The 19,345-nt window shown below is 71.3% G+C and carries 15 protein-coding genes and 1 pseudogene; all 16 read right to left on the bottom strand.

Translation table 11 applies throughout. The features are described 5' to 3' along the window. Positions 1–222: 222 nt before the first annotated feature. Positions 223–660, bottom strand: a complete 438-nt coding sequence (locus IE294_RS31415; protein WP_189891681.1) for a Cg1360 family ATP-synthase-associated protein — start codon at positions 658–660, stop codon at positions 223–225. Positions 661–960: 300 nt separating this feature from the next. Further along, positions 961–2,286 (bottom strand): MraY family glycosyltransferase, encoded by a 1,326-nt coding sequence (locus IE294_RS31410; RefSeq protein ID WP_189891679.1) that lies wholly within the window; start codon positions 2,284–2,286, stop codon positions 961–963. A gap of 128 nt (positions 2,287–2,414) precedes the next feature. Beyond that, on the bottom strand, positions 2,415–3,653 hold the full coding sequence (glyA, locus tag IE294_RS31405; protein ID WP_189891677.1) for a serine hydroxymethyltransferase: 1,239 nt from the start codon (positions 3,651–3,653) through the stop codon (positions 2,415–2,417). Between the two features lie 85 nt (positions 3,654–3,738). Continuing rightward, entirely contained in the window at positions 3,739–4,416 is a 678-nt protein-coding gene (locus tag IE294_RS31400) for an arsenate reductase/protein-tyrosine-phosphatase family protein (protein ID WP_058081908.1), read from the bottom strand. Continuing rightward, a complete protein-coding gene (locus IE294_RS31395; protein ID WP_014675003.1) occupies positions 4,413–5,060 on the bottom strand; it encodes an L-threonylcarbamoyladenylate synthase in 648 nt (215 codons plus the stop codon). The genes IE294_RS31400 and IE294_RS31395 overlap by 4 nt, the downstream gene beginning before the upstream one ends. A gap of 52 nt (positions 5,061–5,112) precedes the next feature. After that, positions 5,113–5,958 (bottom strand): peptide chain release factor N(5)-glutamine methyltransferase, encoded by an 846-nt coding sequence (prmC, locus tag IE294_RS31390; protein ID WP_189819070.1) that lies wholly within the window; start codon positions 5,956–5,958, stop codon positions 5,113–5,115. A gap of 45 nt (positions 5,959–6,003) precedes the next feature. Continuing rightward, positions 6,004–7,071 carry a peptide chain release factor 1 gene (prfA, locus tag IE294_RS31385; protein ID WP_189891675.1) on the bottom strand — a complete coding sequence of 356 codons (1,068 nt, stop codon included), beginning with the start codon at positions 7,069–7,071 and terminating at the stop codon, positions 6,004–6,006. Between the two features lie 105 nt (positions 7,072–7,176). Next, on the bottom strand, positions 7,177–7,401 hold the full coding sequence (rpmE, locus tag IE294_RS31380) for a 50S ribosomal protein L31 (RefSeq protein WP_014675000.1): 225 nt from the start codon (positions 7,399–7,401) through the stop codon (positions 7,177–7,179). A 183-nt stretch (positions 7,402–7,584) separates the two neighbouring features. Continuing rightward, positions 7,585–8,718: an LCP family protein gene (locus IE294_RS31375; RefSeq protein ID WP_189891673.1), complete on the bottom strand. Its 1,134-nt coding sequence runs from the start codon at positions 8,716–8,718 to the stop codon at positions 7,585–7,587. Positions 8,719–9,057: 339 nt separating this feature from the next. After that, positions 9,058–11,085, bottom strand: a complete 2,028-nt coding sequence (rho, locus tag IE294_RS31370; protein WP_189891671.1) for a transcription termination factor Rho — start codon at positions 11,083–11,085, stop codon at positions 9,058–9,060. 403 nt (positions 11,086–11,488) lie between these two features. Beyond that, the gene (gene thrB, locus IE294_RS31365) at positions 11,489–12,406 is read right to left on the bottom strand and encodes a homoserine kinase (protein ID WP_189891669.1); all 918 of its coding nucleotides are present in this window, start codon (positions 12,404–12,406) and stop codon (positions 11,489–11,491) included. 500 nt (positions 12,407–12,906) lie between these two features. Continuing rightward, a complete protein-coding gene (gene thrC, locus IE294_RS31360; RefSeq protein WP_189891667.1) occupies positions 12,907–13,965 on the bottom strand; it encodes a threonine synthase in 1,059 nt (352 codons plus the stop codon). Positions 13,966–13,971: 6 nt separating this feature from the next. Then, positions 13,972–15,261 carry a homoserine dehydrogenase gene (locus IE294_RS31355; RefSeq protein ID WP_041665996.1) on the bottom strand — a complete coding sequence of 430 codons (1,290 nt, stop codon included), beginning with the start codon at positions 15,259–15,261 and terminating at the stop codon, positions 13,972–13,974. Between the two features lie 158 nt (positions 15,262–15,419). Continuing rightward, the gene (gene lysA / locus IE294_RS31350; RefSeq protein ID WP_189891665.1) at positions 15,420–16,811 is read right to left on the bottom strand and encodes a diaminopimelate decarboxylase; all 1,392 of its coding nucleotides are present in this window, start codon (positions 16,809–16,811) and stop codon (positions 15,420–15,422) included. Positions 16,812–16,864: 53 nt separating this feature from the next. After that, complete coding sequence (gene nrtL / locus IE294_RS50155) at positions 16,865–18,247, bottom strand: ArgS-related anticodon-binding protein NrtL (protein ID WP_189891663.1); 1,383 nt, start codon at positions 18,245–18,247, stop codon at positions 16,865–16,867. A 445-nt stretch (positions 18,248–18,692) separates the two neighbouring features. Further along, positions 18,693–19,238: pseudogene (locus IE294_RS31335) on the bottom strand (response regulator); the annotation flags it as partial. Positions 19,239–19,345 lie beyond the last annotated feature (107 nt).

Here is a 19,345-nt window from a genome sequence, read left to right as displayed (position 1 = left end):
GGGCTCCTTCGGCGTGACGCATGGGTTCGGCAACCTCGTTGTGTCGGCGCGGCACACGGCCGCGGATCGGCACCGGACTGGTGTTACGGATGTGGGGGCGGCTGGGGGGCATCGAGCCTCGCGATCGAGCAGGCGTCAGCTCAGATGCCCGCGCCCGCGATGCCGCAGTTGGCACCGGACGATAGCAGGAGATCTCACAAGCCTTTATCCCGCCCCTACCCCTCACGGCTTCCGCCCTGTCTTCTCGGACTTCTCACTCTTCGCGGAGTCCGGGTCGATGTAGAAGATCTTGGCCTTCATGTGCGCGCGTGCCTGCGCGGCCATCCACACGACGGTCGCGACGACGAGCGACACGGCGAACGTCTTCGCGTTGAAGAGCGAGGTGTCCTTGAAGACGGCGACGAAGATCAGGAGGAGCAGAAGCTGGGCGACGTAGAGCAGCAGCCCCATCGCCTGGAAGAGCTGCGGAAGCGTTTTCGCCGTCCACTGGAGCACGTAGAGGCCGATTCCCATGAACAGGATGGCCAGCACCGTGCCGACGACCGCGCCGAGCGCGCCCTTGCCCCCCGCGACCGCGGCGCTCACGGCGACGGCGATCACGCCGGCAGCCGCCGTGGGCACGGCGATCTGCGCAAGGTTCCGGACGTCATTGGACGGCATGGCGGCAACTCCGCTTTTCACAGGGGGCAGGTGTCGTCATGGACGAGCGTAGTCCCGGGCTGAGTGATCGAGACCTCACACCAATGGACCGTCGCACTCGGGTCCTTCGGCTCTATCCGGGGTTCTCGTGAACCGTATCACAAACTATTTGATGAGGTCTTTACCTGGTGGGTGTGCTCGCTGTCACACATGAGAGTGACAGTGCCCGTCTGTGCAAAAACCGCGCCCACTTGTCTGGTATTAGGGGCGTTTGCTCCCCCACGAGTTGGCAATGCTCTAGTCAGATTCTTACCTTGGCCGTCAACGGCGATCGAGGAATCGTGACCTGCCGCCGATCGCGGTCGCCCCGTTGACGCCCGAGACACCGGCCGTGACCGGGGTCCGCTCCTCGCCGCCCGGAGCCTCCGCTTCCGTGCCGGTGACGGCCTCCGCCGCCGCCGTGGCCTCGGGAGCCCGGCGCCGCCTGCGGTACCGCGGCGGCACGAACCGCTGGGCCCACACCGGCACGCGCGGGGTGAAGCGCGGGAGCAGCAGCAGCACCAGACCGACCGCGCTCAGGAAGACCACGCCCAGCACGATCCACATCGACGCCGAGTTGACCGAGTACGCCAGCGCCCCGAAGCCGATCAGCGCCGACCAGAAGTACATGATCAGCACCGCCCGGCTGTGCGAGTGGCCGATCTCCAGCAGACGGTGGTGCAGATGGCCGCGGTCGGCGGCGAACGGCGACTGGCCGCGCCAGGTACGGCGCACGATCGCCAGCACCAGGTCGGCGGCCGGTACGGCGATGATCGTCAGCGGCAGCAGCAGCGGGATGTACACCGGGACCGTCTGGTGGACCGCCGCCTTCTCCGAACCCGCGTACAGGTTCAGCGCGTCCGGGTCCACCTGGCCGGTGATCGAGATCGCGCCGGCCGACAGCACCAGGCCGATGAGCATCGACCCCGAGTCGCCCATGAAGATCCGCGCCGGGTGCATGTTGTGCGGCAGGAAGCCCAGGCACATGCCCATCAGGATCGCCGCGAACAGGGTGCCGGGGGCGGCGGCCTCGATGCCGTACGAGTACCAGATCCGGTAGGCGTACAGGAAGAACGCGCCCGCCGCGATGCACACCATGCCGGCCGCGAGGCCGTCCAGGCCGTCCACGAAGTTCACCGCGTTGATCGTGATGACCACCAGGGCCACCGTCAGCAGCGTGCCCTGCCACTGGGTCAGGGCGACGTTGCCGACGCCCGGGACGGGCAGCCACAGGATCGTCAGACCCTGCATGACCATCACGCCCGCGGCGATCATCTGACCGCCCAGCTTGATCAGCGCGTCGATCTCGAACTTGTCGTCCAGGACACCGATCAGCCAGATCAGGGCCGCGCCGGAGAGCAGCGCCCGCGGCTCGTTGGACTTCGCGAAGACCTCGTTGAGGTTGGTCAGGTGGTCGGCGACCAGCAGACCCGCGCACAGCCCGAAGAACATCGCGATACCGCCGAGGCGCGGAGTGGGTTCCCGGTGCACGTCCCGGGCACGGATCTCCGGCATCGCCCCGGCCACGATCGCGAACTTCCGTACCGGTCCCGTCAGGAGGTACGTCACCGCAGCCGTGATGCAGAGCGTCAGCAGGTATTCACGCACGGGCTTCCCCACAGGTCTCGCTGGCCATCACAGCCCCACACCCTAGCGACGGACGCATATGGATGAGGACTTCCGGGTAGCGACGATGGTTGCACGAGTGGCTGTGCACCCCCGTCGGCTACCCCGGTTCAGCCGGGATACGGCGGAAACTGGCCGGTCAGCGCGCGTGCCTCCTCCCGCGCCGCGACCGGCTCCGTCTCGCCGCGCAGCACGGCCGCCAGCAGCGCCGCGATCCGCACCATCTCCGGCTCGCCCATACCCTGGGTGGTCACCGCGGCCGTGCCCAGGCGCAGCCCGCGGCCGTCGCCGTGCGGCAGCGCGCAGCAGTCCAGCACCAGGCCGGCCGCCAGCAGCCGGCCGCGCGCGGTGCGGCCGTCCACGCCGAGCGGGGCGGGGTCGGCGGTGATCAGGTGGGTGTCCGTGCCGCCGGTGGTGACGGCCAGCCCCTCCGCGGCCAGGTGACCGGCCAGCACGCGCGCGTTGGCGACCACCTGGTGGGCGTACACGGTGAACGCCGGGGTCGCCGCCTCGCCGAACGCGACGGCCTTGGCGGCGATGGTGTGCATCTGGGCGCCGCTCTGGGTGAAGGGGAAGACGGCCCGGTCCACGCGCTCGGCCAGCTCCGCGCCGCACAGGATCATCCCGCCGCGCGGGCCGCGCAGCACCTTGTGGGTGGTCGCGCACACGATGTCCGCGTACGGCACCGGGTTCGGCGCCGCTCCCCCGGCGACCAGGCCGATCGGATGCGCGGCGTCGGCGATCAGATAGGCCCCGACCTCGTCGGCGACCTCGCGGAAGAAGGCGTAGTCCAGGTGCCGGGGGTAGGCGATGGAGCCGCACACGATCGCCTTGGGCCGGTGGTTGCGGGCCAGGTGGCGCACCTGGTCCCGGTCGATCAGCCCGGTCTCGGCGTCCACGCCGTAGCCGACGAAGTCGAACCAGCGGCCGGAGAAGTTCGCCGGGGAGCCGTGGGTGAGGTGGCCGCCGTAGGGCAGGCCGAGGGCGAGGACGGTGTCACCGGGGCGCAGCAGGGCCGCGTAGGCGGCCAGCACGGCCGAGGAACCGGAGTGGGACTGGACGTTGGCGTGCTCGGCGCCGAACAGGGCCTTGGCCCGGTCGATGGCCGCGCGTTCGGCGACGTCGACGAGCTCGCAGCCGCCGTGGTGCCGGGCGCCGGGGTAGCCCTCGGCGTACTTGTTGGCGAGCGCGGAGCCGAGGGCGGCCAGCACGGCCGGCGAGCAGAAGTTCTCGGCGGCGATCAGCTGGAGCGTGGTCGACTGCCTCTCCAGCTCGGCCAGGAGGATCTCGGCCATGGCCGGGTCCTGCCGACGCAGGACGTCGGTCTCAAGGGAATGGGTGACCGACATGGCGGGCTCCCGGGGCGGTCGGCGGTGACGTATCCCCAATGTAGGCCGGGCAGGTGCGGGACGCCCGGTATTGCGGCCGCGCGCCCTACGTCCGTGCCGCGACCCCGGTCAGCGCCGTCACCACCGGGTCCAGGGCATCCCGTATCTCGTCGCCGATCGACCGGAAGAAGGTGAGCGGGGCGCCGTACGGGTCGTACACCTCGTCGGCCTCCGCGGTCGGGGCGAGCAGCCAGCCGCGCAGCGCCGCCGCCGCGCGCACCAGCGCCCGGGCCCGCATGACCACGCCGTCCTCCAGGGGCGGCAGGGTGGCCGGATCTATCGCCCGGACCAGGCGGGTGAACTCCTTCAGGGTGAAGGTGCGCAGGCCCGCCGAATGGCCCATGGAGATGACCTGGGCGCGGTGGTCGCGGGTGGCGGTCAGCACCAGATCCGCCCTGATCACGTGCTCGTCCAGCAGCTCCCGGCCGACGAACCCGGAGGCGTCCGCCCCGAACTCGGCCAGCACGGTCTCCGCGTGGGACTCCATGGGCGCGCCCTCGTGACCCCAGGTCCCGGCGCTCTCCACGATCAGCCCGCCACCGAGTACGCCGAGCCGCTCCGCGACGAAGTGGCGGGTCAGCCGCTCGGTGATGGGCGAGCGGCACACATTGCCGGTGCTGACGTGGAGGATGCGGAAGGTGTCGCGGGGGAACCCGAACGTCGTCGTCTCCTCCGCGCTGTAGCCCCCGCCGCCTATGCCACGCCCCGCTTCAGGGGCCGTCAATTCGCCACCTCAAGGTCGGGTACGACCTTGCGCAGCTCCTCCGCGGAGAGCGCGCCCGCGCGCAGCAGCACCGGCACCTCGCGGGAGACGTCCACGATGGACGACGGCACGTTGCCCGGGGTGGGGCCGCCGTCGAGGTAGACGGAGACGGAGTCGCCGAGCATCTCCTGCGCGGCGTCGCAGTCCTCCGGCGCCGGGTGGCCGGTGAGGTTCGCCGAGGAGACGGCCATCGGGCCGACCTCGGTGAGCAGTTCGATGGCGACCGGGTGCAGCGGCATGCGGACGGCGACCGTGCCGCGGGTGTCGCCGAGGTCCCACTGGAGGGACGGCTGGTGCTTGGCGACGAGCGTCAGGGCGCCCGGCCAGAACGCGTCGACCAGCTCCCAGGCCAGCTCGGAGAAGTCCGTGACGAGGCCGTGCAGGGTGTTCGGGGAGCCGATGAGGACAGGGGTGGGCATGTTGCGGCCCCGGCCCTTGGCGGCGAGCAGGTCGGCGACGGCCTCCGAGGAGAACGCGTCGGCGCCGATGCCGTACACCGTGTCGGTCGGCAGGACCACCAGCTCGCCCCGGCGGACGGCGGACGCGGCCTCGCGCAGACCCGTCACACGGTCGGTCGCGTCGTTGGTGTCGTATCGCCGTGCCATGTCTAGCTGGCCTCCTCGTACACGTACTGCGGGGTTGAGAACTGGGGGGTGCTCACGGCAGCGCCTTGCGGGCGGTGGCGAACCGCGGCCGGTTGTTGAGGTCGGGGTGATCGGCCGCGTCGGCCCAGCCCCGCTCCTCGGTGAAGATCCACGGCACCTGGCCGCCCTGGGTGTCGGCGTGCTCGATCACGACGACCCCGCCCGGGCGCAGCAGCCGGTGCGCGGTGCGTTCGATGCCCCGGATGAGGTCCAGGCCGTCCTCGCCGGAGAACAACGCCATCTCCGGGTCGTAGTCACGGGCCTCCGGGGCGACGTACTCCCACTCGGTGAGCGGGATGTACGGCGGGTTGGAGATGACCAGGTCGACCTGGCCGTCGAGGTCCGGGAAGGCGGTCAGCGCGTCGCCCTGGCGCAGGTCGACGCGGGAGCCGGCCATGTTCTTGCGGGTCCACACCAGGGCGTCCTCGGACAGCTCCACGGCGTGCACGCGCGAGCGCGGGACCTCCTGGGCGAGGGCGAGCGCGATGGCGCCGGAGCCGGTGCACAGGTCGACGATGCCGGGCTCGACCACGTCCATGGCACGCACGGCGTCTATGGCCCAGCCGACCACCGACTCGGTCTCCGGCCGGGGCACGAACACCCCCGGCCCGACCTGGAGCTCCAGGTACCGGAAGTAGGCCCGCCCGGTGATGTGCTGGAGCGGCTCGCGCTGCTCGCGCCGGGCGATGACCTCCCAGTACCGGGCGTCGAAGTCGGCGTCCTTCACGGAGTGCAGTTCGCCGCGCTTCACGCCGTGCACGAACGCGGCCAGCTCCTCCGCGTCGGTGCGCGGCGAGGGCACGCCGGCGTCGGCCAGCCGCTGGGTGGCCTGGGCCACCTCTGCGAGCAGCAGGTTCACGCGAGTCCTCCGTGTCGTACTCGTGCTCGTGCGTGCGTACGGCTCTCAGGCGGCGGCGAGCTTCGCCGCCGAGTCGGCGTCGACACAGGCCTGGATGACGGCGTCGAGGTCGCCGTCCAGGACCTGGACCAGGTTGTACGCCTTGAAGCCGACGCGGTGGTCCGAGATGCGGTTCTCCGGGAAGTTGTAGGTGCGGATCTTCTCGGAGCGGTCGACGGTGCGGACCTGGCTGCGGCGGGCGTCGGCCGCCTCCCTCTCCGCCTCCTCCTGCGCCATGGCGAGCAGCCTGGAGCGCAGGATACGCATCGCCTGCTCCTTGTTCTGCAACTGGCTCTTCTCGTTCTGGCAGGAAGCGACGACTCCGGTCGGGATGTGCGTGATGCGCACGGCGGAGTCGGTGGTGTTGACGGACTGGCCGCCCGGGCCGGAGGACCGGTAGACGTCGATGCGGAGGTCGTTGGGGTTGATCTCCACGTCCACCTCCTCGGCCTCGGGGGTCACGAGGACACCGGCGGCGGAGGTGTGGATACGGCCCTGGGACTCGGTGGCCGGGACCCGCTGCACGCGGTGCACCCCGCCCTCGTACTTCAGCCGGGCCCACACGCCCTGGCCGGGCTCGATCTGCCCGCGGGCCTTCACCGCGACCTGGACGTCCTTGTAGCCGCCCAGCTCGGACTCGGTGGCGTCGATGATCTCGGTCTTCCAGCCGACGCGCTCGGCGTAGCGCAGGTACATGCGCAGCAGGTCGCCCGCGAACAGCGCCGACTCGTCGCCGCCGGCGCCCGCCTTGATCTCCAGGATGACGTCCTTGTCGTCACTGGGGTCGCGCGGGACGAGCAGCAGGCGCAGCTTGTCGGTCAGCTCCTCGCGCTGCTTCTCCAGGTCCTTGACCTCGGCGGCGAAGTCGGGGTCGTCGGCGGCCAGCTCGCGCGCGGTCTCGATGTCGTCGCCGTGCTGCTTCCAGGAGCGGTACGTGGCGACGATCGGGGTCAGCTCGGCGTAGCGCTTGTTCAGCTTGCGCGCGTTCGCCTGGTCGGCGTGGACCGACGGATCGGCGAGCTTCTTCTCCAGGTCGGCGTGCTCGGCGACGAGTTCCTCGACGGCCTCGAACATCTTGGGCTCCTGTACTGCGGTGGTGGGAAGGGCGGGCGACCAAAAACGCCGGTCCCGGGCACACCCCCGTGAGGGCGTGACCGTGGACCGGCGAAATGGGGCTCGCTACTTCTTGGAGCCGGCGGCAGCCTTGCCGAAGCGGGCCTCGAAGCGGGCCACACGGCCACCGGTGTCGAGGATCTTCTGCTTGCCCGTGTAGAACGGGTGGCACTCGGAGCAGACCTCGGCCCGGATGGTGCCGGACTCGATGGTGCTGCGCGTGGTGAACGACGCGCCGCAGGTGCAGCTGACCTGCGTCTCGACGTACGCGGGGTGGATGTCGCGCTTCAAGGTGTCTCCTAGGTTTCGGGAGGGCGCCGGGTCGCTGCCGCGGGATGCGGAGGCGTGAACCGGAGCCGACGTACCAGTCTGCCAGGACTGGGGCCATCCCCCAAAACCGGGGGTGCGGTTGTTCTATTCCGGCTCGGGTGAGGGGTGGGTCCGCCCAGGGGGAGCCGCTTGATCACCGCGCCCCTAACCGGCGCTGACGACGCCCTTGGCCTCGCCCGTGGCCGTGCCTTCCGTGGCCGACTTCGGAATGGGGCGGTCGTTCTTCAGGGCGTCCCAGACCAGTTGGGCCTTGGTCTTGGCCAGGAGGACGCGGTTGGGGTTGGCCGGGTCGTACTGGACCGGCATCGTCACCATCTTCATGTGGGACGAGCCGATGCCCTTCAGGCCGCCGGCGAAGTCGATCAGGGAGTTGACCGAGCCGAGGTCGGAGTCGGTGGTGACGGCCTTGGTGGCGCTGTCGGCGAGGTCGTACAGCTTCTTCGGGTTCGTGAGGACGCCGACGTGCTTGACCTGGTCGATCAGGGCCTTGACGAACGCCTGCTGGAGCTGGATGCGGCCCAGGTCGGAGCCGTCGCCCACGCCGTGCCGGGTGCGGACCAGGCCGAGGGCCTGCTCACCGTTCAGGGTGTGGGTGCCGGCCTTGAGCTTCAGGTGGCTCTGCTGGTCGTCGATGTCCTTGGTGGTGGTGACCTGGACCCCGCCGAGGTCGTCGATGAGCTTCTGGAAGCCCTGGAAGTCGACCTCCAGGTAGTGGTCCATGCGGATGCCGCTGATGGACTCGACGGTCTTGACCGCGCAGGCCGCGCCGCCGGTGGAGTACGCCTCGTTGAACATCACGCCGGACGCGGCGGGGTGGGTGGTGCCCTTGGTGTCGGTGCACCGGGGCCGGTCCACCAGGGTGTCCCGGGGTATGGAGACCACGCTGGCCCGCTTGTGGCCCTCGTACACGTGCACGATCATCGCCGTGTCGGAGCGGGCGCTGCCGTCGTCGGTGCCGCCGCCGAGCTTCTTGTTCGTGCCGGAGCGGGTGTCCGAGCCGAGGACCAGGATGTTCTCGGAGCCGTTGTCGGCCTTCGAGGGCCGGTCGGTGCCGAGGGCCTGGTTGATGTCGACGCTGTGCAGGTTGCCGTTGAGCTTGAAGTACAGGTACCCGGCGCCGGTCCCGCCCAGCACCACCACGCCGGCCGCCGTCCAGGCGGTCGCGCGCAGGGCCTTGCGTCCCGTGCTGGGCGCCTTGCGGCGGCGGCCCTTGGCCCGGCGGCGCGAGGTCGTGCCCGGCTCTGTCACGGCGGGCTGGGGCGTGCTCTCGGCGGCCACGTCGCTCCTAGGTCTCGTAGGTCGGTTACCCCCTGAGGTCAGGGTCAGGCGCGGTCGTCACCGCTCCGTCGTCACTCCGCCTGGTCAGACGGGGAAACTCGGGACAGGGTTGCACAACGCACCGTGCCCACCGCGTACGGCGACGGGCACGGTGCGTAGTCAATCCGTCCGCGGGTACGGCGCTCACCTGCGGATTCGAAGCCGGAGATCGTCCGCCCGGAAACCGGCGCCCACCGAGACCCTTGTGGCGAAGATCTCGCGTGCGGCCTTCATGCCAGAAGCCCGCCCCCGTCGCGGTGGACGGGGGCGGGCCTCTGTTCTGTTCCCTGCGGCGAACCGTCAGTCGCCGTTGCCGGGCGTCGGCGTCGTCTTCTGGATCTGCATCAGGAACTCGACGTTCGACTTGGTCTGCTTCATCTTGTCGAGAAGCAGCTCGATCGCCTGCTGCTGGTCCAGCGCGTGCAGCACCCGGCGCAGCTTCCAGACGATGCCCAGCTCCTCGGCGCCGAGCAGGATCTCTTCCTTACGGGTGCCGGACGCGTCGACGTCCACCGCCGGGAAGATGCGCTTGTCGGCGAGCTTCCGGTCGAGCTTGAGCTCCATGTTGCCGGTGCCCTTGAACTCCTCGAAGATCACCTCGTCCATGCGGGACCCGGTGTCCACGAGAGCCGTGGCCAGGATGGTCAGCGAGCCGCCGTCCTCGATGTTGCGCGCCGCACCGAAGAACCGCTTCGGCGGGTAGAGCGCGGTCGAGTCGACACCACCGGACAGGATGCGGCCGGAGGCGGGCGCCGCCAGGTTGTAGGCGCGGCCCAGACGCGTGATCGAGTCGAGCAGCACGACCACGTCGTGGCCCAGCTCCACCAGTCGCTTGGCCCGCTCGATGGCCAGCTCGGCGACGGTCGTGTGGTCCTCGGCCGGACGGTCGAAGGTCGAGGAGATGACCTCGCCCTTGACCGACCGCTGCATGTCGGTGACCTCTTCCGGACGCTCGTCGACGAGGACGACCATCAGGTGGCACTCGGGGTTGTTGTGCGTGATCGCGTTGGCGATCGCCTGCATGATCATGGTCTTACCGGTCTTCGGCGGGGCCACGATCAGACCGCGCTGACCCTTACCGATCGGCGAGACCAGGTCGATGATGCGGGTGGTGAGCACACCCGGGTCGGTCTCCAGGCGGAGCCGGTCCTGCGGGTAGAGCGGGGTCAGCTTGTTGAACTCCGGGCGGCCACGACCGTGTTCGGGCGCCATGCCGTTGACGGAGTCCAGGCGGACCAGCGCGTTGAACTTCTCGCGGCGCTCGCCCTCCTTCGGCTGGCGGACCGCACCGGTGACGTGGTCGCCCTTGCGCAGGCCGTTCTTGCGGACCTGGGCGAGGGAGACGTACACGTCGTTCGGGCCGGGCAGGTAGCCGGAGGTCCGGATGAAGGCGTAGTTGTCGAGGATGTCCAGGATGCCCGCGACCGGGATCAGGACGTCGTCCTCGGCGAGCTGCGGCTCGGCGATCTCGTCGCGGCCACGGCGGCCACGGCGGTCGCGGTAGCGGCCACGACGGCCGCGACGGCCGCCCTCGAAGTCGTCGTCGTCCTGCGGACCGGTGTTGCGGTCCTGACGGCCGCCGCCCTGCTGCTGGCCCTGCTGCTGCCGGTCCTGGCGGTCCTGCCGGTCCTGGCGGTCCTGGCGGCCGCCGCCCTGGCCCTGCTGGTCGTCGCCCTTGTTGCGGCGGTCGCGGTCCCGGCCGCGCTCGCGGCGGTCCCGGCGGCCACGGCCATCGCCGTCGGCGTCGCCCCTGGCCTCGCCCTGCGACTGCTGCTGCGCGGACGTCTCGGCCCTGGCCTCGCCCTTGGCCTCGGCGGCGACGGTCTCGGCGCCGCCCGCGGCCGGGCTGCCCGCCTCGGCGGTGGCGCGACGGCGACGGCGCTCGGCCGGGGCGTCGTCGGAGGCCGGCTGGCCGGGGATCTCGATCTGCTGCTGGGCCACGGCCTTCTCGGCGGGGGCCTCGGTCTTGGCCTCCGCCTTCTTCGCCGTGCTCTCGCCGTTCTCGGCGGACTCGCCGGTGCGGGCCTTGGAGGTGGCCCGGCGCTTCGGCTTGGTCTCGGTGGCGGTGTCGGCCTTGGCGGCGGGGGCACCCCCGGCGGCCTGCGCCTCCTTGATGACCTCGATCAGCTGGCTCTTGCGCATCCGCGCGGTGCCCCTGATCCCGAGGCCCGAGGCAACCTGTTGCAGCTCGGCCAGCACCATGCCCTCAAGGCCGGTACCGCGGCGCCGCCGGGAGCCGGCACCGGTGGCAGGCGCGGAGGCGTCCGTGGCGGGCGCGGCAGCGGTCTCCTCGACACGTGCGCCCATCAGATCGGTGGTGTCGCTCACGAAGGGTCCTTCCCTGGAGCGGACGTCGGCCTGTCTGGCTCGGCGACCGGTTGTGCTGTCCGGCTACGGTCCTGTCTTCTGTGAACCGTGCCGGGGCGGTGGTCCGCCAAAGCGGCGGAAGAAATGTGCGGTGATGGCGCTTCCGCGAGCCGTGGCACCGAGTGTCACGTGGCGTGGTAGCACCGATTCCGAAGCGTGCCCGGCGGCCCGCTCAGTGCTCGCATACGACGTACTGCCCAGGTACGACGCAAGGAACACGGAGTGGCGCGGGAGGCTCCCGGAAGAATGTCTGTCCCGGACGGGGACACGAGGCACCTCGCCATGGTGGGGTCGGGTGCAGACTTGAGATTAACACTACCGGATCCAACAAACATTCCCCCTCTCCAAATCCGGCAACCGTGTGTCAGGTCGCAAGCGGCAGCACGCTCGCTCCCTGGACGTCCAGGTCCAGCCGGTTGGCGGCCCAGCCCTCACCCGCGAGGTGAGAGACCTTGTCGGCACTGTCCGCGTCGGCGAGCGCCATGACGGTGGGCCCGGCGCCCGAGATGACGGCCGGGATGCCGTCGGCCCGCAGCCGCTCCACCAGCGCGGCGCTCTCCGGCATGGCCGGCGCGCGGTACTCCTGGTGCAGGCGGTCCTCGGTGGCGGGCAGCAGCAGCTCGGGGCGCCTGGTCAGGGCCTCGACGAGCAGGGCGGCGCGGCCCGCGTTGGCGGCGGCGTCGACGTGCGGCACGGAGCGCGGGAGCAGACCGCGCGCGGTCTCGGTCAGGACCGGCTTCCCGGGCACGAAAACCACCGGAACGATGGAATGGTGCGGCTCCATCCTGATGGCCCGGGCGGCGCCGGCCTCCATCCAGGACAGGGTGAAGCCGCCGAGCAGACAGGCGGCCACGTTGTCCGGGTGGCCCTCGATCTCGGTGGCCAGCTCCAGCAGCGCCGCGTCGTCCAGGCGGGTCTCGCCGCCTATGGTCACCGCGCGGGCGGCGACGATGCCGGCGCAGATGGCGGCGGAGGAGGAGCCGAGGCCCCGGCCGTGCGGGATGCGGTTGGCGCAGACGATCTCCAGGCCCCGGGGCTGCCCGCCCAGCAGGTCGAAGGCGGTGCGCAGGGAGCGGACGAGGAGGTGGCCCTCGTCCCGCGGCAGGGTTTCGCTGCCCTCTCCCGCGATGTCGACGTGCAGCCCGGAGTCGGCCACCCGGACGACCACGTCGTCGTACAGCCCCAGCGCGAGGCCCAGGGCGTCGAAACCCGGACCGAGGTTGGCGCTGGTGGCGGGAACGCGCACCCGGACGGCGGCGGCGCGGAACGCTGGACCGGCCATCGCTCGTTGACTCTCCTTGAGCTGCGTGACTGTCGAAGACATTCGATACGTACGGGAGACCCTCAGGCCGCGCGGCCGGCGCGGCGCCGCCCATGTGCGAGGGCATGTGCCACGGGCGGGGTTCGGTACAGCCTATCGAAGGAAGGTTCTGTGGCGACATAGGGCGCACAGGAGGCGCACGATGCGTGTCGTATGCCCTCTGTGCACCCTGTCAGGGATTTCCCGGACCCCGAGCGCCCGGACCCGGAGCGCCCGGACCCGGAGCGCCCGGACCCGGAGCGCCCGGAGCCGGCGCTCGGGCGCCGGTGCGCTCGGGCTCGGGCACCTCGTGCCCGGGCTCAGGTGCCTTTGCGCTCCGGCTCGGGCACCCGGGCCCTCAAGCCCCGGTCCGGGCTCCGGCTCCGGTTGGCTCCGGCTCCCGGTTCCGGCTCCGGCTCCGGCTCCGGCTCCGGCTCCGGCTCCGGCACCAGGTTCCGGCTCCCGGCTCCGGCCCCCGGCGCTCAGGCCAGGCCGAGGCGCTCGGCCGCGGTGGCCGCGTCGACCGGGACGGTGACCGGCTGCGGGGCGCCGGCGACGGCCCAGTCGGGGTCCTTCAGGCCGTTGCCGGTGACGGTGCACACGATGCGCTGGCCCGGGTCCACCTTGCCCTGCTCGGCGGCCTTGAGCAGACCGGCCACGGAGGCGGCGGAGGCGGGCTCCACGAAGACGCCCTCCTGCGCCGCCAACAGGCGGTAGGCGCGCAGGATCTCACGGTCCGTCACCTCGTCGATGGCACCGCCGGACTCGTCCCGCGCGGCCAGGGCGTGACTCCAGGACGCGGGGTTGCCGATGCGGATGGCGGTGGCGATGGTCGACGGGTCCTTGACGACCTCGCCCCGCACGATCGGGGCGCTGCCGGACGCCTGGAAACCCCACATCCGGGGGGTCTTGCCGGAGACGCCGTCGGCGGCGTACTCCTTGTAGCCCTTCCAGTAGGCCGTGATGTTGCCCGCGTTGCCGACCGGCAGGACGTGGATGTCGGGCGCGTCGCCGAGCATGTCCACGATCTCGAAGGCAGCCGTCTTCTGGCCCTCGATGCGCACCGGGTTGACCGAATTCACCAGCGCCACGGGGTAGTTGTCGCTCAGCGCGCGCGCCAGGGTGAGGCAGTCGTCGAAGTTGCCGTCGACCTGGAGGATCTTCGCGCCGTGCACGAGGGCCTGGCCCATCTTGCCGAGGGCGATCTTGCCCTGCGGCACGAGCACGGCGGAGACCATGCCGGCCCGCACGGCGTACGCGGCGGCGGAGGCGGACGTGTTGCCCGTGGAGGCGCAGATGACGGCCTTCGCCCCCTCCTCCTTGGCCTTGCTGATGGCCATGGTCATACCGCGGTCCTTGAAGGACCCGGTGGGGTTGGCCCCCTCCACCTTCAGGTGGACCTCACAGCCCGTGCGCTCGGAGAGCACCTGCGCGGGCACGAGGGGCGTGCCGCCCTCACGGAGCGTCACGACCGGCGTGGTGTCGGAGACCGGCAGCCTGTCCCGGTACTCCTCGATGATTCCGCGCCACTGGTGGGTCATTGCTGGTTACTCTCCTTCAACCCGCATGATGCTGGCGACACCCCGCACGGTGTCGAGCTTGCGCAGTGCCTCGACGGTCCCGGAGAGGGAGGCGTCGAAGGCCCGGTGGGTGACGACGACGAGGGAGGCCTCGCCGTCCTTGCCCTGCTGCCGAACGGTGTCGATCGACACGCCGTGCTCGGCGAAGACGGTGGCGACCTGGGCGAGCACGCCCGGTTTGTCGGCCACGTCAAGGCTGATGTGGTACCGGGTGACGACGTCGCCCATCGGGGAGACGGTCAGGTCGGCGTACGCCGACTCGCCCGGCCCGGTGGCGCCGTTCAGCCGGTTGCGGCAGACGGCGACCAGGTCGCCGAGCACGGCCGAGGCGGTGGGCGAACCGCCGGCGCCCGGGCCGTAGAACATCAGCTGCCCAGCGGCGTCGCTCTCCACGAAGACGGCGTTGTACGCGCCGCGCACGGAGGCGAGCGGGTGGCTGAGCGGGATCATCGCGGGGTGCACGCGCGCGGTGACGGACGTACCGTCCGCGGACCGCTCGCAGATGGCGAGCAGCTTGATGGTGCAGCCCATCTCCTTGGCGGAGCGGAAGTCGGCGGCGGTGACCTCGGTCATGCCCTCGCGGTAGACGTCGTCGAGGCGCACGCGCGTGTGGAAGGCGATCCCGGCGAGGATGGCGGCCTTGGCGGCGGCGTCGAACCCTTCGACGTCTGCGGTCGGGTCGGCCTCGGCGTACCCCAGGGCGGTGGCCTCGTCCAGGGCCTCCTGGTACCCGGCGCCGGTCGAGTCCATCTTGTCGAGGATGAAGTTGGTCGTGCCGTTGACGATGCCGAGCACGCGGTTGACCTTGTCACCGGCGAGGGACTCGCGCAGCGGGCGGATCAGCGGGATGGCACCGGCGACGGCGGCCTCGTAGTAGAGGTCGCGACCGTGCGCCCCGGCGGCGGCGTGCAGGGCGGCCCCGTCCTGGGCGAGCAGGGCCTTGTTGGCGGAGACGACGGAGGCGCCGTGCTCGAAGGCGGTGGTGATGAGGGACCGGGCGGGCTCGATCCCGCCGATGACCTCGACCACCACGTCGATGTCGCCGCGTTTGACGAGGGCGGTGGCGTCGGTGGTGACGAGGGAGGGGTCGATGCCCTCACGCACCTTGGCGGGCCGCCGTACGGCCACGCCCGCGAGCTCCACGGGCGCCCCGATCCTCGCGGCGAGGTCGTCGGCGTGCGTCGTCATGATGCGCGCCACCTCTGAGCCGACCACTCCACAGCCCAGCAGCGCCACCTTCAGCGGACGCGTACGCATCATCCGACCTCGTTTCCTCTTACCGTCTACGGTTGGACCAGTCTCACTCACCGGACGGGAGTTTCTACCCTTCGTCCGGATCGTGAGACATCTATTTCATTTGTACGGGACCGCGAGACCGCAGATCTTCCGGCCCCTCCCACGGGCGGCCGTCCGGGTCACCCGACGTCGAGACGCAGGAGGTCCTCCTCCGTCTCCCGGCGGACGATCACCCGCGCCTCGCCGTCCCGTACGGCGACGACGGGCGGGCGCAGGACGTGGTTGTAGTTGCTGGCCATGGACCGGCAGTACGCCCCCGTCGCCGGTACGGCGATCAGGTCGCCCGGCGCCAGGTCCGAGGGCAGGAACGCGTCCTTGACCACGATGTCCCCGCTCTCGCAGTGCTTGCCGACGACACGGGCGAGCATCGGCTCGGCGTCGGAGGCGCGGGACACGAGGGCGACGCTGTACTCGGCGTCGTACAGCGCGGTCCGGATGTTGTCCGACATGCCGCCGTCGACGGAGACGTACGTGCGCAGCCCGTCGAGCGGCTTGACCGTGCCGACCTCGTACAGCGTGAAGGCGGTCGGGCCGACGATGGCGCGCCCGGGCTCGACGGAGATCCGGGGCGTGCGCAGCCGGGCGGCCTCGCACTCCCGCGTGACGATCTCGGTGAGCGCCTTGGCGATCTCGTGCGGCTCCCGGGGATCGTCGTCACTGGTGTAGGCGATCCCGAGCCCGCCCCCCAGGTCGATCTCCGGCAGTTCGACCCCGTGCTCGTCCCGGATGTCCTTGAGCAGCCCGATGACACGGTGGGCGGCGACCTCGAAGCCCGACATGTCGAAGATCTGCGACCCGATGTGGGAGTGGATCCCGATCAGCTCCAGCCCTTCGAGCTGAAGGGCCCGCCGTACGGCCTCGGCGGCCTGCCCCCCGGCGAGCGGAATCCCGAACTTCTGGTCCTCGTGGGCGGTGGCGATGAACTCGTGGGTGTGCGCCTCGACTCCCACGGTGATCCGGATCTGCACCTTCTGCCGCTTGCCGAGCGACTGCGCGACATGGGCGACCCGCACGATCTCCTGGAAGGAGTCGAGCACGATCCGCCCGACACCGGCCTCGACGGCCCGGGTGATCTCCGCGACGGACTTGTTGTTGCCGTGGAAGGCGACGCGCTCGGCGGGCATCCCGGCGGACAGCGCGGTGGCGAGCTCGCCACCGGAACACACGTCCAGGTTGAGGCCCTCCTCGTTCAGCCACCGCACGACGGCCCGGGAGAGGAATGCCTTCCCGGCGTAGAAGACGTCGGCGTCCGGCCCGAACGCGGTACGCCAGGCACGCGCGCGGGACCGGAAGTCGGCCTCGTCGAGGACGTAGGCGGGGGTGCCGAACTCCTCGGCGAGCCGGCTGACCGGGATCCCGCCGACGGTGACCACGCCGTCGTCGCCGCGCGTGACGGTCTGGGCCCACACCTTCTGGTCCAGGACGTTGAGGTCGGCGGGCGGCGCGGAGTAGTGCCCCTCGGGCAGGACATCGGCGTGGCGGGGCCCGGCGGGGTGGGCGGAACGGCTCATGACGTGACTCTCAGACTCTCTGTCTCTCTCCGGGGCGCGTCTGCTCGCGCGCCTCAGAGGTGTTCGGGTGCGTCGATGCCGAGCAGGGACAGGCCGCCGGCCAGCACCGTCCCGGCAGCTTCGGCGAGGGCGAGCCGGGCGCGGTGGGCGGCCGAGGGTTTCTCCTCGCCGACGGGAAGCACGCAGGGCAACAGAGGCAGCACGGCATCGGCGACGGTGACGAGATGCCGGGCAAGCCGATCCGGGGCACGACGGGTGGCGGCCACGGCGAGGATGCGGGGGTGGGCGGCTAGGGGGGTGAGGAGGGGGAGCGGGGTGGGGGTCTCGGCGGCGGCCGGGGTGGGGGTGTCCGCGTGCGGGCCGAGGGGGACGGTGTCGGCGGGCGTGAGGGGTGCGGACGGGGCGGGGTCGGCGTGCGCGGGGCCGGGGCCGGCGTCCGCGGAGCCGGGGTCGGCGTCCGCGGAGCCGAGGCCGGCGTTCGCGGGGCCGAGGTCGGCGTTCGCAGGGCCGAGGTCGGCGTGCGCGGAGCCGAGGCCGGCGTGCGCGGAGCCGAGGCCGGCGAGGGGGGCGGCATCGGCGTGCGCGAGGGGACCGAGAAGGCTGTGGCCACCGGCGCTCGCGGAGGTCCCGAAGGGGTCACCGGCGGCCTCCGCGGAAACGCCCGGACGGCGTCCACCACTCCGCGCACAGGTGCCGGAGATCCCGGCGCCGGGCTGCGGGACGAGTCCGATCGGGCCGGGCTCGGCGGAGAAGCCGAGGCGGGCGGCGTTGCGGCTGAGGGCACGGATGCGGGCGTGGGCGTACCGCACGCGGAACAGCGGATTGCTCTCCCGCTGGATCAGGTGATCGGCGGTGATCCGGGGCCGGTCGTGCGGGGCGGGGTGGAGGAGGGCCCACCGGGCGGCGTCGGGCCCGAGCGGGGCGGGGTCCTCCGGCGCGGGCACGGGCCGCAGGTTGACGGGCTCGCCGTGCTCGACGGTGGCGCGCCCTCCCTGGGTGCCCACGAGGCGTACGACGGCGTCGGCGACGACCTCGGCCCGCACCTCGTACGGCACGCGGAGCGCGACGACCTGTCCGGCGAGGGCGTCTCCGTAGCCGTACCGGGTGCCCTTCTCCCGGATCTCCCGGACCAGCCCGGCGACGGGATCGACCTGCTCGTCGAGGCTGATGTTGAGGAACCCGGGCCCGGTGACGACGACGTCCCGGACGCCCTCGGTCTCGGCGAGCCGGGCGCGCAGGATCTCGGCGACCCGCAGCGCCGGCTGCCCGGCCGGCCGGGCGAGCTGGAGCGCGATGGTGGTGGCGAAGTCCCCGCACCCTCCGGGTCCGGGCTCGGTCACCACGGCGCGCTCGGGCACGGTCACACTCAGCTCCCCGTCATCGACAGCACGACGCACCGCGTGCAGCACGGTGCGGGAGAGCTCGACGGGGGTCACGGGACAAGCGTAGGGGAGGAGGGGGGTGGGTAGGCGAGGCGGTTATCACTACCCGGCTTTCCGTACCCGGTTGTCCCTGCCCCCGGCCGACCTACCCTCCGAAGGGCATCCCACCCGGCACACCGTCGGAGAGACCGCCGTCCCGGGAGCCGCGACCGTCGAGCAGCGCGGGATCCGGGACGCTCCCGGAATCCTCGGAAGGCGCGGGACGAGGGGGGAGTGCGTGAGTGGGGGTGACTGCTTGATCGGGAGCGACGCCGTGAGCGTAGGTGGTTTCAGGAGCGCAGGCGGCTCCATGAGCGGAGGGGGCGTCGGAAGCGGTTGCGGCTAGATGGGCGGAGGGGACGTCGGGAGCGGAAGCGGCTCCATGAGCAGGAGAGCCCTCACCACGATCGACCTCTCCCTCACCACCCCCACCCTGATCTCCCCCACCGGGACTTCCCGCACCGGACCTTCCCCCACCGGGGCTGCCCGCACCGGGACCACCACCACTGCGATCTCCCCCGGAGCCCCCAAATCCCCCAGGCCCCCCAGAGCCCACAACGCCTTGATGCCCCCCAGGCCCGATCCGCCGCTCCATGAGTTGCTTCACGAGGCGTACCAACTCAGCCGGCTCGAAGGGCTTGGCGAGGAAGGCGTCCACGCCCACTTCGAGGCCGGTCTCGACCTCGTACTGCGAACACGCGCTGATGATGGCGAGGGGCAGGTGGTGCGTACGGGGATCGGCCCGGAGGCGGGCGGCGGTGCGGAGCCCGTCCAGCCGGGGCATGACGACGTCGAGCGTCACGACGTCGGGCCGCACCTCGTGCACCACGTCCAGACACTCGGCACCATCGGCCGCGGTCACGACCTCAAGCCCTTCCAGTTCGAGGTTGACCCTGATCAGCTGCCGGATGACCTTGTTGTCGTCCACAACAAGCACCCGACCCGAAGCGCCTGGCACAAGTCGAGAGTAGGTCCGGACCGGCCACCGCGTCCGGGTTTTCCCCACTTCCACCCCGTACAGGGGACCCGCCGACCCCCACCCGGGGAAACGGGTTCCTGATCACCCCGCCGGACCTGCTAATGTTCTACCCGTCGCCGCAAGCGAGAGCTAAG

This window comes from Streptomyces canarius, from assembly GCF_014650735.1.
GTDB classification, from domain to species: Bacteria; Actinomycetota; Actinomycetes; order Streptomycetales; family Streptomycetaceae; genus Streptomyces; species Streptomyces olivaceoviridis.
This window is presented reverse-complemented; position numbering and strand designations above follow the sequence as displayed.